Consider the following 14,497-nt stretch of genomic DNA (forward strand, 5'->3'; position numbering starts at 1 on the left):
GATGAAAAAAATTCTTTACTTTTTTTTATTAACATTCTTGTTTTCTTGTACAAGTAATACCATTTTTAAAAAACCCAAAGACTTAATTCCAAAAGATACAATGAGTCTTGTTTTACAAGAAATAATGATTGCATCTTCTTCTAAATATGTAAAAAACATAAACTTAGAAAAGAATATTAATTATATGTCTTTTGTTTATGAGCGATATAAAATTGACAGTACTCGTTTTAAAAACAGTAATTTATACTATATGTCTAATATAGATTTATATCAAAAAATTTTTAACGATGTGAAAGCTAATTTAGAAAAACAAAAAGAAGAATTAACTGCTTTAAAAAACAAAAAAGATTCTATTAGAATAGATTCTATTAAAAAGCATAAAGTAGTAAAAAAGCCTATAGATCTTAAAAACAATAAATTAACCTTAAAAAAGATCGTGCCTAAATCTTAGGATAATTTTGACAAACTCTTTTTACAGTATCCCTTATTTTTTCAAACTCAAAGTTCAAAGTTTTTCTTATTTTTTCTGATGAATATTCTGAAACTGAATGTGCAGATCTTGCAGAATACTTACTTAACAAAGGTTCTTTTCTGCTAAAAAAAGAGAACAAACTAGAAATTCTCCAAAAAACGGAAGTTTGCCAAGGTTTAATCTTTTTAGAAGGTCGTTTTTTACCAAAAGCATCTGCAATTAAAAAGAAAATTTCTTTAAATGATTTGTTTTCTGAAACCAAAATAAAACGTTCATTTATTACCGTTGAATTCATTAATAAAATCATGGCTTTTACAACATCTTGTACAGCAACAAAACCCGTAACTCCTTCTGTATAAAACGGAAATTCTTTGTAAACTTGAGAAAATAATTTCCCTGATCCAGCATTCCAAAAACCACTTCCTAATATTACTCCAGGGTTTACAATAACCACATCAACTCCTTCTTGACTTGCGCGCCAAACCTCCATTTCTGCACCAAATTTGGTAATAGAATATCCACTATTATCTAACTCCTTGTTCCATTCATTTTCTTCTGTAATTAACTCTCCTTTTACAGCATCTCCCACAGAAGCGATAGATCCTACAAAACATAATTTTTGAATTTTTGAATCGATACAAAGATTTACAATAATTGCCGTTCCATGAATATTTACTTTTCGCATTCTTCTATAATCCTTCGGATGAAAAGAAATAAACGCAGCACAATGATACACATATTGTATCCCTAAAAAAGCAGGAATCATAGAGGGTACATCCGTAATATCAGCTTGAAACCATTCTATTTTTTCAAAATAAGATTCATCAGACGTATAATATGAAAATACTTTTTTTACATTTTCTAAAGACGATTTCGTTCTGTAAACAGCTCTAATTGTATCATTTTGTAAACTTAAATGATACAACAAATGAGAACCTACTAAACCTGTGCCTCCGGTAACTAAAATCATAGTACGAATTTAGTATATTTTGCTTGATAAACTTATATTTGCCAACTGATAAATTGATTACAATGACAAACTTTGTTGAAGAATTACGCTGGCGTGGACTATTACACGATATCATGCCAGATACAGAAGAATATCTATTAAAAAATAAAACGGCTGGTTATATTGGCTTTGATCCTACTGCAGATTCTTTGCATATTGGTAGTTTGGTGCAAATTTTAATTTTGAAACACTTTCAAAATGCTGGACATAATCCAATTGCTTTAATTGGAGGAGCAACAGGTATGGTTGGTGATCCATCAGGAAAATCTGCAGAAAGAAATTTATTAGACGAAGAAACTTTGGCTAAAAATATTGCAGGAGTTAGAGAAAATTTAGAGCGTTTTTTAGATTTTGATGCTGCCGCAGAAAACAAGGCAGAATTGGTAAATAATTACGATTGGATGAAAGATATTTCATTAATCGATTTTGTAAGAGATACAGGAAAACACATTACTGTAAACTACATGATGGCTAAAGATTCTGTTAAGAAACGTTTGAGTTCTGAGTCTTCTGTTGGAATGAGTTTTACAGAATTTACCTACCAATTATTTCAAGGTTACGATTTTTATCACTTATACCAAGAAAAAAATTGTAAACTACAAATGGGTGGTTCGGATCAATGGGGAAATATTACAACAGGTACAGAATTAATCCGTAGAAAAGCGCAAGGAAAAGCTTATGCAATTACAGTTCCTTTGGTTACAAAAGCTGATGGAACAAAATTTGGAAAAACCGAAGGAGGAAATATTTGGTTAAATGCAAACAGAACCTCTCCTTATAAATTTTATCAATATTGGTTAAATTCTTCTGATGAAGATGCAGAAAACTTTATTAAAAAGTTTACTTTTTTAGACAAAGAAACCATAGAGGGTTTAATTGCAGATCATAAAGAAAACCCACATTTACGTTTATTACAAAAAAAATTAGGAGAAGAAGTTACTGTAATGACGCACGGAAAAGAAGCCTATGATAATGCCTTAAAAGCTTCTAATATTTTATTTGGAAAAAGTACAGCTAGCGATTTAAAGTCTTTAGATGAACAAACTTTTTTAGATGTGTTTGATGGTGTGCCTCAAGCAACAATACATAAAGAAGATGTTCCAGGTGAAGGTATAGATATGATTAGTGCTTTGGCTGCAAAAACTAATTTCTTAAAATCTAATGGTGAAGCAAGAAGAGCATTAAAAGAAAATGCAATTTCTGTTAATAAAGAAAAAGTAAAAGAAGATTATATGATTACTGCTCTTGATTTAATTGCTAATAAATATGTGCTTTTACAACGTGGTAAAAAAACATATTATTTATTAATTTTTGAATAGTCAGAAATACAACAACCAAAAAAAAGAGCTGAATGTTATTCAGCTCTTTTTTTATTCAAAGAATATTATTATTTAATAATTATTTTCTTCCAATTTTTATCTGCTTTAACTTTTAATTTTTCTGCCCCTTCTTCATGCCATAATTCTAAAGTATTTGTTCCCCAAGCATTGTAAAAAAGATATAATTTTCCATCTCTAATTTCGAAATTTTTAGGGTTTACAGATACTTTCTCTCCTTTTACACCAATTGCATATGCACAATAACCTCCATATTGTGGTATATATTTTTTAGGCGATTTTTTAAAAATATCTAAATTTTCTTTTGATGAAAACTTAAATTTTACGCCATCAAATTCTGTAGTAAATTTTTTATTTCCTTTTTCTGCTTTATTACTAAAATAAGATACTACATCATATCCTTCTGCAATATATCCTTTTTTTAAATTATAATCTTGAGCAAAAAATGTTGATGAGATTGTTAGAAATATAATAGCAATTAACTTTTTCATTGAGATTGTTTTTTTATTTGTCGATAATTTTTAGATAAATTACATTAATGAACTAATCTTCAAAAACAATATTTATGTTATTTCATTTTTTTTAAAACAGATAATATTTCTGTAACTTCTGCTCTTTCTCTATAATCTGCATCTAAAAAAGCGTATTGAATGATCCCTTTTTGATCAATTACATACGTTGCAGCCAAAGGTAATTGATTACTTTCATCTCCATTTACTTCATTTAAACCAAATCCTGCATTATAAATTGTAGCAACTTCATTTGTTAATGTAAAAACGACACCAAATTCTTTTCCTATTTTATTACCAACATCACTTAAAACAGTAAATTCTAAATTGTTTTTTTCTGAAGTACTTAATGAACTGTCTGGTAACTCAGGCGTTAATGCAATAAGCGTTGCTCCTGCTTTATTAAATTCTGGAAATTTTTCTTGTAAATAATGCAATGTTATGTTGCAGTAAGGGCACCAGCCACCTCTATACCAAGTTAAAACTACAGGTCCGTTTTCTAATTCAGCATATAACGAAACAGCTTTATTTAGTGCGTTTTTTAATGTGAAATTTGGAGCTTTATCTCCAACATTTAATGCTTTCTCTAAGACTCCGGAATCTACAACACTTGTAATTCCATCTGCATAAATTTTATTTTTTTCTTCTGTGAATTTAGCAGCTCCTTCTTTACGTTTTATATCTAATAAAGTATTTAACTCGCCCTTGTTTGTTGAATTCATAACTATATAATATTTCTTTTTTTAGATTCTCTTATTAATGCACTAGCTAAAACAGTTGTAGCATCAATAATTAAACTGTCTTCGATTTTTTCATATTGAATTGCAAGCGGAATTTCTGTACAACCTAAAATTACTGCTTGAGCACCTTTTCTAGATAAATAGGTAGCTGCCATACTTAAGTTTTCTTTTGCTTTTTCATTTACAGGATTCGAAAATGCTTTAATTCCGTAACTAGAATCGTAAATTGATGGATGCACGAATAAATCTTGTATATCTTCTGATGGTTAAATTACTTCAATATTATATTTAGCCAATACTTCTGGATACACTTTTGCTAAAATTGTACCTGTAGTTCCTAAAACACCCACTTTTGTTATTTCTGGATATGTAGTAGAAATATGTATGCCTACCTCTTCAATAAGGTTAACAAGTACACAAGATTCTGGTATGCTTTTTTCTATTAAACTTAAAATAGGTTTTGCATGTGCAGTATTACAAGGAATACCAATAATGGTTGAACCACTTGCTATTAATGAAGCTATAATTTCTGAAATAGCAATTCCTGGATTAACATTAGTTTCTCCTAAAAGATATTTAGTACGGTCTATAATTTTATGGGGTACAGACATCGTAGAAACAGGTAAATGTTCTTGGTCTGACTTTGCCTCAGTAAGATCGTAAACCTTTTTTATTAAATCGATTCCAGCGTAACTACCAACACCTCCAACGATACCAATCATTTTATGTTGCATTGCTTAAATTTTATTTCAGATAATATTTCTATTCTGCAATTAATTCTGATAACACTTGTTTAAAAGTAGCAACAGGTTGTGCTCCTGTAACAGCACTTTTTCTATTAAAAACAATTGTTGGTACAGAATTTACACCCAAACTTTTCCAGTATTTTTGTTTGGTTCTTACCTCATTTCTTGCTTCTTCATTCTTTAGTTTTGATAATGCCTCATCAGCATTTAAACCAATAGATATTAGTGTTTCTTTTAAAATTTCTACTTTAGAAACATCTTTTCTATCGCTAAAAAAAGCTTTAGTAAATGCCATTTTTAATTCGGTTTGTTTTCCGAAATCTTTGGCGTACTCTAATAAAATGTGTGCATCAAAAGTGTTTACCATTCGCATTTCATCAAAATAATCGAATATAAAACCTAATTCTGCACCAGCTTCTGTCATCATTTCTTTCGATTGGTTTTGTTGCTCTGTGGTAGAACCATATTTTTCTGTAATATGTTCATTTACGTTTTGTCCTTCTACTGGCATATTCGGATTTAACTCAAACGGTTGCCATTCAATTTCTACTTGATCCTGAATACCAAGTTCTGTAATCGCTTTTTCTAAACGTTTGTAACCAATGGTACACCAAGGACACACAACATCTGAAACGATATCTATTTTTAATTTTTCTTTCATCTTTTAAAATGTTATCAATTCACTTATCTGAAACACTCCTTTTACATTACTGTAATTTTTTAAATCTGCAGCAAAAACTTTTACATGAGGGCCAAAAGCATCTTGAAAAGAAGCAACATCCTCAAATATTAAATGTGCAATTGCTACATAAGGAGCAGGTTCTCCTGAATTCCTACTTCCAATCCCTAAATCTAACTCTAAGCCTTTTAACGCATTCCCAACGGCATTAGAAATCATTGGTAAATGCTTGTTTTTATAGTAATCTACATCAAATTGAACACCCTTACTATTTGGGTACATTACAGACACTTTTATCATAATTGTATGTTTTTATAAATCATAAACCTTCCATATTAATTCTGGAAGGTCTATTTATTCTTAAGGTATAAATATTTATTTTTCCCAAGCAAAAGATTTAAAAGGGGTATCTACTGGAGTATTTGCAATATGATTAGTATAATTACTAATTACTTTTTGTGATAATCCTAAAATGATTTCTAATACTTGTTGCTCGCCATATCCTACTGCGTAAAAAGCTGCTAACTCTTCTTGAGATACATGCCCACGGTTACGAGTAATTGCTAATGTTAAAGTACGTAAAGCTTCTAACTTAGAGTTTTCAAGAGGTGTTTCGTTACGTAAAGCTTCCGTAATTTTATCATCAACTTTCATCATTTTTGCAATAGCAGTATGTGCGGGTACACAGTAATGACATTCATGCTCTACATTAATTGTTTGCCACACTACAGTTAATTCTTCTTTATCAAAGGACGTTTCTGTAAATAACTTATGAATTGTTTGGTAAGCTTCTAATAAGCCTGGAGCTCCTGCTAATACACCGTGCAAACCAGGGATCATTCCATTTGTTTTTAACGATTTTGCTAACAATTCTTTACTACCTTCTGGAGCACTTTCTATGTTATGAATTTTTAAAGTTGTCATATTTTCTATTTTACATTTATTATAACTAAGCACTTGCTTAGTTTTTGATTAAAAAAAAACTAAAAATTTAAGAAAGTCATTTCTACAATGTTTTTTAATTCTTTTGTGTTAAATACTTTTGAAGAAATGGATAAACCTAAGAGACAGTTCATTAAGAAGTCGGTCTTTTTATTTATCATTTCTTTGTCTATTGAGTCGTCTTGTTTTAATTTTCTTACAAACAATTGTTTAATATCATTAGAAAACTTTTTTAGTTCATGCATAATAATTGGATCTGAATTTTCTTTTAGTTCATTTATAGTATTTGTAACTAAACATCCTTTATATAAAGCTGCATCCTTAGAAAATTCTAAAAAATTATAAAAATATTCTTGAATAGCTTTTACTCCCTTATTTGAATTTTCTAAAATCTCTGTAATTTTTCTAATTTTCTTTTTATAACATTTAATACTTTCTAAAAAAACGCCTTGTTTGTTACCAAAACTAGCATAAATAGAAAATTGATTGATACCCATTTCTTTTTCTAACATACGAACAGAAGTGTTTTCATAACCATTTCTCCAGAATAAAGCCATTGCTTTTTCTATTACTTCTTGTTCTATATATTGTTTTTTTCTTGCCATTTTATAATTTACCACAAAACTAAGCAATCGCTTTGATATAAAAAAATAATTCCTATTTTTGTATTATTAATCAATAAAAAAAATTAATGGGCATGAGAAATTATATTTGTATAACATTATTACTTGTTGTTTTTACAGCGTGTAAACAAACAACAAAGCCAGAAGAACCTGTAAGTTCTTCCGAAGAAAAAACAATCGTTTTAACAAAAAAATACCCTAAAGATTTACAAAATATTTTTAATGCTCATGGAGGAATTGAAGCTTGGAAATCAATGAAATCTCTAGCTTTTACAATAGAAAAACCTAACGGAGATGAAATTATTTCTACTAATTTAAATTCTAGAGAAGCTCTTTTAGAAAATCCAAAAACAACTATTGGTTTCGATGGAAAAAAAGTTTGGCTTTTAAATAAAACATCCGAAAAATATAAAGGTTCCGATCCAAAATATGTGTATAATTTAATGTTCTACTTTTACGCCATGCCTTTTGTTTTGTCTGACGATGGAATTAATTATGCAAATGCAGAACCTTTGATTTTTGAAGGAAAAACGTATCCAGGAATCGAAATTACTTACAATAATGATGTTGGTGCAACCCCGCAAGATCGATACGTATTATATTACAATTCGGAAACTTATCAAATGGAATGGTTAGGCTATACTGTTTCTTTTATTGAAGGTATTGATAAAAAAGAATTACACTTTAGAAGGTATAATGATTGGAAAAAAGTAAACGGATTGATGTTACCTCAATCAATAACAGGTTATGCTTTTAAAGACGACAAACCAACAGAAGCAAAGCAAACAAATGTGTTTAAAAATATTATAATTACTGAAAAAGCTTTTGATAGTTCTAAATTTTCAAAACCTAAAAATGCAAAATTTATTGATTAAAAAGTAGTAGCCTTAAAAATAATATTTAAAACCTTAGACCTTCTGTTCTATTGCGCCATAAAATACAAAAGGTTCAAAAGAAAAGAAGGTTCATTATATGAGTATTACAAACTAAAACCATCGTTTTATCTACTAAAATTTCGGATTAAAAAACACATTTTTACAACACCATTAAATTACAACCTCGAATATCCGAATTATCAAAACGACCAATAATTTCGAAAGTTCCGTCTTTTTGTACATTCCCTAAATCTTGTGTAGCAATAAAAGAACATGAATTGTAATTTGCTAAATCAATTACATTTATGCCTCCGTTTTTTCCTAAAGAATTAATGGTTAATGCATCCTCTGTGTCTCGTGTTAATATTTTCATCCAAGGAGGAGTTTCAAAAACTCCTTTTCCTTTAGAATACGCCTGACTAAGTAACTCGGTCATTCCATATTCCGAATGAATTTCTTTCACTCCAAATCCATTTTGTAAAAGTTGATGTAATTCGTCTCTAATCAATTCTTTTCTTCTGCCTTTCATTCCACCTGTTTCCATAATTATGGTGTTTTGTAGATTGAATTGTTGCAGTTCTATTAAATCTAATAAAGCAAACGAAACCCCAATTAATAGTATTTTCTGTCCAGCTTTATCTAATTTGATTAAATTTTTAGCTAATTCTTCAATGTTATTAAGATAAAAACCGCTTTCTAAATTTTTAGATTTGGTTATTAAATCATCAACCATAAAAACCAAAGAAGAGCCGTTTCTTTCTAAATAATTAGGCAACAAAGCCAAAACAACATAATCTTCTATATTTCCATAAAAATGATTAAATCCTTTTAAATAACTTTCTTTATAAAATTGAATATCTGTAACAAAATGCTTGCTTGTAACACTTCCTGTTGTTCCAGAACTTGTAAAAGTTTCTTGAACCTCATCTAAAGAAGAAACTACTTTTTTATTCTTAAAAAACTCTATTGGTAAAAACGGAATTTCTTCAACGCTTTTTACATCAGAAGGATGCACATATAATAAATCGCAAAAAGAACGATATACTTTATTATTTGTAAACTGATGTTTAAAAACAGCCAAAGCAATATTTGTAAATTCCACTTCGGTTTGTATGTTAAAAATCTTGTCTTTCATATATATCCTGCAAAAATATAACTAATTCCCAAACCTTAATACATTATAACAATTCATCTTTAAAAATTGATAAATGAACTTATAATCTATACAGTTAATCGTATTTTAAAAAAGGCTGTTTTGATTTTTAATAGTTTCGCTTACTTTCTGATTCTAAAGATTAATCAAGAAAATATTTTATGATGAAATTACTAGCAACTACCTATAGAACACTAAGCGGAACAAAAGAAGTTCTTGAGCTTCCTAAAAAGAAAAATACTCAATGGATTGTTTATCAAGACAATCAGCCTGCTTATTTTGTAGATTTTTATGATTTAGAACATGAATCTAATTCAATGATGAATAGTTTGGTTCTGTGTACTAAAAGAAGCATAACCGAAGTTCTTGAACTTTTAAACAAAAGAAATAACATCAATTTATCTATTCCAAAAATATCTCGATTAGGCTTTAGTGTAAAATTAAAGTCTGAAGTAAAACATATAGAATTACAACCAATTCCAGAAAAATGGTTATCTTATTCTTTATAAATTTTTACAACTAAATCTCCTTTATCGTTCATAGATGCCCTATACATTCCTGCTGTATTAAATTCAAAAGACATGTTTCCGTTTTTATCTAATGCAACGACACCTCCAGTACCACCAAGTTTTGTTAATTTTTTTTGAATAACGTCTGTTGTAGCTTCTTTTAAAGATTTATTTTGATATTCCATCTGTGCAGAAATATCATAAGCAACTTGACTTCTAATAAAGTATTCTCCCCAACCTGTAGATGAAACACCGCAAGTAAGATTATTTGCATAGGTTCCAGAACCAATAATTGGCGCATCTCCTATTCTTCCCCAACGTTTGTTGGTCATTCCTCCCGTTGAAGTTCCAGCGGCAATATTTCCATTTTTATCTAAAGCAACACAACCTACTGTTCCAAATTTTGCGTTTTTAATATCCGCATCATAAAAAGCAGCTTTTTTATCATCATGATCTAGTTCTGTCTTTGTTTTATTTTTTATTCTTTGCAGTGATTGAAAACGCTTTTCTGTATAAAAATAACTTGGATCAACAATTTCTAACCCTTTTTCTTTCGCAAAAATGGATGCTCCTTTTCCCGAAAGCATTACGTGATCTGAATCCGTCATTATTTTTACCGCCAATTCTATAGGGCTTTTTACATTGGTTACACCCGCAACAGCTCCAGCATTTAATGTTTTTCCATCCATAAACGAAGCGTCTAATTCATTGGTTTCTTCATGTGTAAAAACAGCTCCTTTCCCCGCATTAAAAAGTGGAGACTCTTCCATAACTTGAATGGTTTTAACCACAGCTTCCTGACTTGTCCCTCCATTTTTTAAAATTGTATACCCAACGTTAATGGCTTCCTTTAGTTTTGCTTTGTAAGCAATTTCTTTTTCCTCAGACATGTTTTTCTTTAAAATTGTTCCCGCTCCTCCATGAATAATAATGGCAAAATCATTTTTTTTAATAACTCCTTTTTTTTCTTTGGATGATGATTCTGTTTGGTTTTTACATCCAATTAAAATTAATAATAACGTTGAAATAAAAAGAAATTTTTTCATGATTAGTTTGTTTGAAATTAAACAAAAATTGTTATTTCTGTTTAATTTATAAATGTGTAAAATTATTCGTATTTTCGGACATCAATTTAAACAACTAAAATTTAACAGCAAAATGACAGATTTTGGAATGAGTAAAGCCTTACAAGAGTTAGGTTTAAAAGACATAAATAACGGAACTTCTACAGGTTCTAATAATTTTTCTAATGGCGAAATAATAGAAAGTTACTCTCCTGTTGATGGAAAACTGATTGGAAAAGTAAAATCGACGACTAAAGAAGATTACGAAAAAGTAATGGAAACAGCTACAAAAGCTTTTCTATCTTTTAGAAATATGCCTGCTCCACAAAGAGGAGAAATTGTACGTCAATTTGGAAATAAATTAAGAGAATTAAAAGAGCCTTTAGGTAAATTAGTTTCTTACGAAATGGGAAAATCTTTACAAGAAGGTTATGGTGAGGTTCAAGAAATGATAGACATCTGTGATTTTGCTGTTGGTTTATCTAGACAGTTAAACGGACAAACAATTCCTTCTGAAAGACCAGGCCACGTAATGCGTGAGCAATGGCATCCAATAGGTGTTGTTGGTATTATTTCTGCATTTAACTTTCCTGTTGCTGTTTGGGCTTGGAACACAGCTTTAGCTTGGATTTGTGGTGATGTTTGTGTGTGGAAAGGTTCGGAAAAAGCACCTTTGTGTACCGTTGCTTGTCAAAATATTATTGCAGAAATCTTAAAAGACAATAATTTACCTGAAGGTATTTCTTGTATCATTAATGGAGATTATAAAGTTGGTGAAATGATGACTACAGATACTAGAATTCCACTAGTTTCTGCAACAGGTTCTACAAGAATGGGAAGAATTGTGGGCGCAACCGTTGCGCAACGTTTCGGAAAATCTTTATTAGAATTAGGAGGAAATAACGCCATTATTATTACACCAACTGCAGATTTAAAAGTAGTGGTTCCTGGTGCTGTATTTGGTGCTGTAGGAACATGTGGACAACGTTGTACCTCAACGAGAAGATTAATTATTCACGAATCGGTTTATGATAAAGTAAGAGATGCCATAGTAGGTGCTTACAAACAAATTAAAATAGGAAACCCTTTAGATGAAAATAATCATGTTGGACCAGTAATCGATCATGAATCTGTAAACACCTATTTAGCAGCTATTGAAAAAGCAAAAGCTGAAGGTGGAAACGTATTGGTTGAAGGTGGTGTTTTAGAAGGTGAAGGTTATGAATCTGGCTGCTACGTTAAACCAGCAATTATTGAAGCTGAAAACCATTATGAAATTGTACAGCATGAAACATTTGCTCCAATTTTATATTTAATAAAATATGCCGGAGAAGTAGAAAATGCTATTGCGCTTCAAAATGGAGTAGCCCAAGGTTTATCTTCTGCAATTATGACCAATGAAATGAAAGAAGCAGAGAAATTCTTATCATATGCTGGTTCTGATTGTGGTATCGCAAACGTAAACATTGGAACTTCTGGTGCTGAAATTGGCGGTGCTTTTGGTGGTGAAAAAGAAACTGGTGGTGGACGTGAGTCAGGATCTGATGCTTGGAAAGTATATATGAGAAGACAAACAAACACCGTTAATTATTCGGATGAATTGCCTTTAGCACAAGGAATTAAATTTGATCTTTAAACTATTTAATATTTTTTAAAAGTAAAAAACCCAACTCTATTATGTTGGGTTTTTTCTTTTTAAAAAGAAAACCAAGAAACTTAGATTTCTTAAAAAGAAATCCTAAAAAATATGCTAACTTCGTCTAACGATTGATATAAAATACTTACACTGAATTTCTTTCAGAATTAAATCAAACTCGTTCATTAATTTTATATTCTATTTCAATTGTACAAACTGAAATTATTACAAAGGTCTAGAAGAAAAACAAATGAAAAAGGCTAAAAAATTATCTGTATTAGCATCTACTGCTATTTGTGGAAACGACATAAGTTCATCTGTTCTATATGTATCTGCACTAGCAATTGCTTTTGCAGGACAGTATGCTTGGATAACATTACTTATTGTTTCATTAGTGCTTTTTCTTTTTCGGAAGATATATGGAGAAGTTGTTGGCGCATTGCCTTTAAATGGAGGAGCTTACAATGCTTTGTTAAACACAACAAGTAAATCTATGGCCTCTTTTGCTGCCACTTTAACACTATTGTCTTATATGGCTACAGCGGTTATTTCTGCAAATGAAGCCATTCATTACCTACATCATTTAATCCCTGCAATTCCCATAATTATTGCTACAATTATACTCTTAAGTTTTTTTGGAATATTAACTATTGGAGGTGTTTCTGAATCAGCTAAAGTTGCCATTGCAATTTTCCTTTTTCATTTAGTGTCTTTTGCTATATTGAGTATTTTTATCACTTTCTTTCTTTTTAATAGTGGCTTTGAAATTTTTATAGAAAACTGGCATTTACCAACTACAGGAGGCAGTATTGCCAATGCTATTTTTTTAGGATTTGCCGCTTCTATGTTAGGAGTATCTGGGTTTGAGAGTTCTGCAAACTTTGTAGAAGAACAACAAAAAGGGGTGTTTCCTAAAACATTAAAAAATATGTGGATTGTAGTAAGTGTTATCAATCCTTTAGCGGCTTTATTTGCACTTTCATTGTTTGCAATGCCTTTGTTAAAAAGTGATGCATATCAAAACACATTATTAATTGAAATGGCTTCTCATGTAGGTGGGAATTGGTTAGCGATTCTAATTGCTATTGATGCTTTTTTAGTTCTTAGTGGAGCAGTACTAACAAGTTTTGTTGGTGTTTCTGGTTTATTAGAACGTATGGCACTTGATCGTATTTTACCTCAATACTTTTTAAAAAAGAACAAAAAAGGAAGTTCATATCGAATCATTATTGTTTTCTTACTTTTAACTATCTCTGTTTTATTAATCACCAAAGGTGATGTAAAACTATTGGCAGGAGTATATACCATTTCGTTTCTTTCTGTAATGGCTCTTTTTGGAATTGGTAATATATTATTAAAAGTAAAAAGAACAAGTTTACCGCGTCCAGAAAAAGCAAGTTGGTTTGCCATTATGGTGGCTATTACAGCTGTTATCATTGCTTTAACAGGAAATATTATTATGGAACCAGCAGAAGGAGTTCCTAGTAATCTCTCTGTTTTTCTAGAATATTTTATTCCTTCAATTATTTTTATTAGTATCATGCTCAACCGAACAATATTGTTAAAATTTTTACTAAAATTAATGCATTCGGTTTTTGATCCTTTTAGACGATTTGTATTAAATACAGATAAAAAATTACTTTCTGTTATTGATCATATTAATTCTCAAGAATTTGTTTTTTTTACCAAAGGAGATAATATTGCCAACTTAAATCAAGTAATGTTATACATCTCTAAAAACGAACATACTAAAAAAATAAAGCTTGTGTTTGTTTCTAATAAAGACAATCCTTTACCTAAAAACCTTGCCCAAGAAGTTGATTTTTTAGATAGAGAATATCCTGAAATTTCTATTGAATTTATTATTGAAAAAGGTGTTTTTTCTCCTCAATTAATTCAAGGTTTATCTAAAAGGTGGAATATTCCAATAAACTTTATGTTTATTGGCTCCCCTGGTGATCATTTTCCATATAAAATTGAAGAATTGGGTGGGGTCCGTTTGATTATTTAAATAAGAATAAACCTCAGATCACATCCCTTTTTCATTAAAAACTAAACTGTCTCTGTAATTAATAATCTTTCTCACTACTTAGGTTCATCATAGTGGCATTCAATTTTTTTGCTTGTTAGAAATAATTTGAGTTCTAAAAACACTGCATTCTTTTTGTATAGAGAAACAAAATGAAAATAATTACGGATTTAT

At 30.0% G+C, this 14,497-nt stretch carries 15 protein-coding genes and 1 pseudogene; 6 read left to right on the top strand and 10 right to left on the bottom strand.

All coding sequences use genetic code 11. From position 1 onward, the window contains the following. Nucleotide 1 precedes the first annotated feature (1 nt). Nucleotides 2–451, top strand: coding sequence for a DUF4296 domain-containing protein (locus tag MC378_RS09440; RefSeq protein WP_242178514.1), 450 nt, complete (start codon nt 2–4; stop codon nt 449–451). On the opposite strand, the gene MC378_RS09445 is transcribed toward MC378_RS09440, so the two are convergent. Further along, a complete protein-coding gene (locus MC378_RS09445; protein WP_242178515.1) occupies nt 441–1,442 on the bottom strand; it encodes an NAD-dependent epimerase/dehydratase family protein in 1,002 nt (333 codons plus the stop codon). The genes MC378_RS09440 and MC378_RS09445 overlap by 11 nt on opposite strands. 62 nt (nt 1,443–1,504) lie before the next feature. Between MC378_RS09445 and tyrS the strand changes: the two genes are divergently transcribed. Next, complete coding sequence (gene tyrS, locus MC378_RS09450; protein WP_242178516.1) at nt 1,505–2,800, top strand: tyrosine--tRNA ligase; 1,296 nt, start codon at nt 1,505–1,507, stop codon at nt 2,798–2,800. Between the two features lie 68 nt (nt 2,801–2,868). Here the strand turns inward: tyrS and MC378_RS09455 are convergent, their stop codons facing one another. From MC378_RS09455 to MC378_RS09485, 7 genes and pseudogenes are all read right to left on the bottom strand, one after another. Next, nucleotides 2,869–3,309 carry a YHS domain-containing (seleno)protein gene (locus MC378_RS09455; RefSeq protein WP_242178517.1) on the bottom strand — a complete coding sequence of 147 codons (441 nt, stop codon included), beginning with the start codon at nt 3,307–3,309 and terminating at the stop codon, nt 2,869–2,871. Between the two features lie 77 nt (nt 3,310–3,386). Further along, the gene (locus tag MC378_RS09460) at nt 3,387–4,049 is read right to left on the bottom strand and encodes a peroxiredoxin-like family protein (RefSeq protein ID WP_242178518.1); all 663 of its coding nucleotides are present in this window, start codon (nt 4,047–4,049) and stop codon (nt 3,387–3,389) included. Between the two features lie 2 nt (nt 4,050–4,051). Then, nucleotides 4,052–4,801 (bottom strand): annotated as a pseudogene (locus MC378_RS09465) (aspartate/glutamate racemase family protein). Between the two features lie 28 nt (nt 4,802–4,829). Then, nucleotides 4,830–5,474: a DsbA family oxidoreductase gene (locus MC378_RS09470; protein ID WP_242178519.1), complete on the bottom strand. Its 645-nt coding sequence runs from the start codon at nt 5,472–5,474 to the stop codon at nt 4,830–4,832. A gap of 3 nt (nt 5,475–5,477) precedes the next feature. Then, nucleotides 5,478–5,792, bottom strand: a complete 315-nt coding sequence (locus tag MC378_RS09475; protein WP_242178520.1) for an EthD family reductase — start codon at nt 5,790–5,792, stop codon at nt 5,478–5,480. Nucleotides 5,793–5,867: 75 nt separating this feature from the next. Then, nucleotides 5,868–6,416 (bottom strand): carboxymuconolactone decarboxylase family protein, encoded by a 549-nt coding sequence (locus MC378_RS09480; RefSeq protein WP_242178521.1) that lies wholly within the window; start codon nt 6,414–6,416, stop codon nt 5,868–5,870. Nucleotides 6,417–6,475: 59 nt separating this feature from the next. Continuing rightward, nucleotides 6,476–7,039 carry a TetR/AcrR family transcriptional regulator gene (locus tag MC378_RS09485; protein WP_242178522.1) on the bottom strand — a complete coding sequence of 188 codons (564 nt, stop codon included), beginning with the start codon at nt 7,037–7,039 and terminating at the stop codon, nt 6,476–6,478. A gap of 92 nt (nt 7,040–7,131) precedes the next feature. Between MC378_RS09485 and MC378_RS09490 the strand changes: the two genes are divergently transcribed. After that, nucleotides 7,132–7,932, top strand: coding sequence for a DUF6503 family protein (locus tag MC378_RS09490; RefSeq protein ID WP_242178523.1), 801 nt, complete (start codon nt 7,132–7,134; stop codon nt 7,930–7,932). A 160-nt stretch (nt 7,933–8,092) separates the two neighbouring features. Here the strand turns inward: MC378_RS09490 and MC378_RS09495 are convergent, their stop codons facing one another. After that, nucleotides 8,093–9,067: a LuxE/PaaK family acyltransferase gene (locus MC378_RS09495; protein ID WP_242178524.1), complete on the bottom strand. Its 975-nt coding sequence runs from the start codon at nt 9,065–9,067 to the stop codon at nt 8,093–8,095. 179 nt (nt 9,068–9,246) lie between these two features. Between MC378_RS09495 and MC378_RS09500 the strand changes: the two genes are divergently transcribed. Next, nucleotides 9,247–9,594 carry a hypothetical protein gene (locus MC378_RS09500; protein ID WP_242178525.1) on the top strand — a complete coding sequence of 116 codons (348 nt, stop codon included), beginning with the start codon at nt 9,247–9,249 and terminating at the stop codon, nt 9,592–9,594. On the opposite strand, the gene MC378_RS09505 is transcribed toward MC378_RS09500, so the two are convergent. Next, nucleotides 9,582–10,640 carry an isoaspartyl peptidase/L-asparaginase family protein gene (locus MC378_RS09505; protein WP_242178526.1) on the bottom strand — a complete coding sequence of 353 codons (1,059 nt, stop codon included), beginning with the start codon at nt 10,638–10,640 and terminating at the stop codon, nt 9,582–9,584. The two genes, MC378_RS09500 and MC378_RS09505, sit on opposite strands and share 13 nt — an antisense overlap. Nucleotides 10,641–10,752: 112 nt before the next feature. Between MC378_RS09505 and amaB the strand changes: the two genes are divergently transcribed. Next, nucleotides 10,753–12,294 (top strand): L-piperidine-6-carboxylate dehydrogenase, encoded by a 1,542-nt coding sequence (gene amaB, locus MC378_RS09510; protein WP_242178527.1) that lies wholly within the window; start codon nt 10,753–10,755, stop codon nt 12,292–12,294. A 250-nt stretch (nt 12,295–12,544) separates the two neighbouring features. Further along, nucleotides 12,545–14,305 carry an APC family permease gene (locus MC378_RS09515; RefSeq protein WP_242178528.1) on the top strand — a complete coding sequence of 587 codons (1,761 nt, stop codon included), beginning with the start codon at nt 12,545–12,547 and terminating at the stop codon, nt 14,303–14,305. Nucleotides 14,306–14,497 lie beyond the last annotated feature (192 nt).

It is taken from the genome of Polaribacter marinus (assembly GCF_022662535.1).
Classification (GTDB): Bacteria; Bacteroidota; Bacteroidia; order Flavobacteriales; family Flavobacteriaceae; genus Polaribacter; species Polaribacter marinus.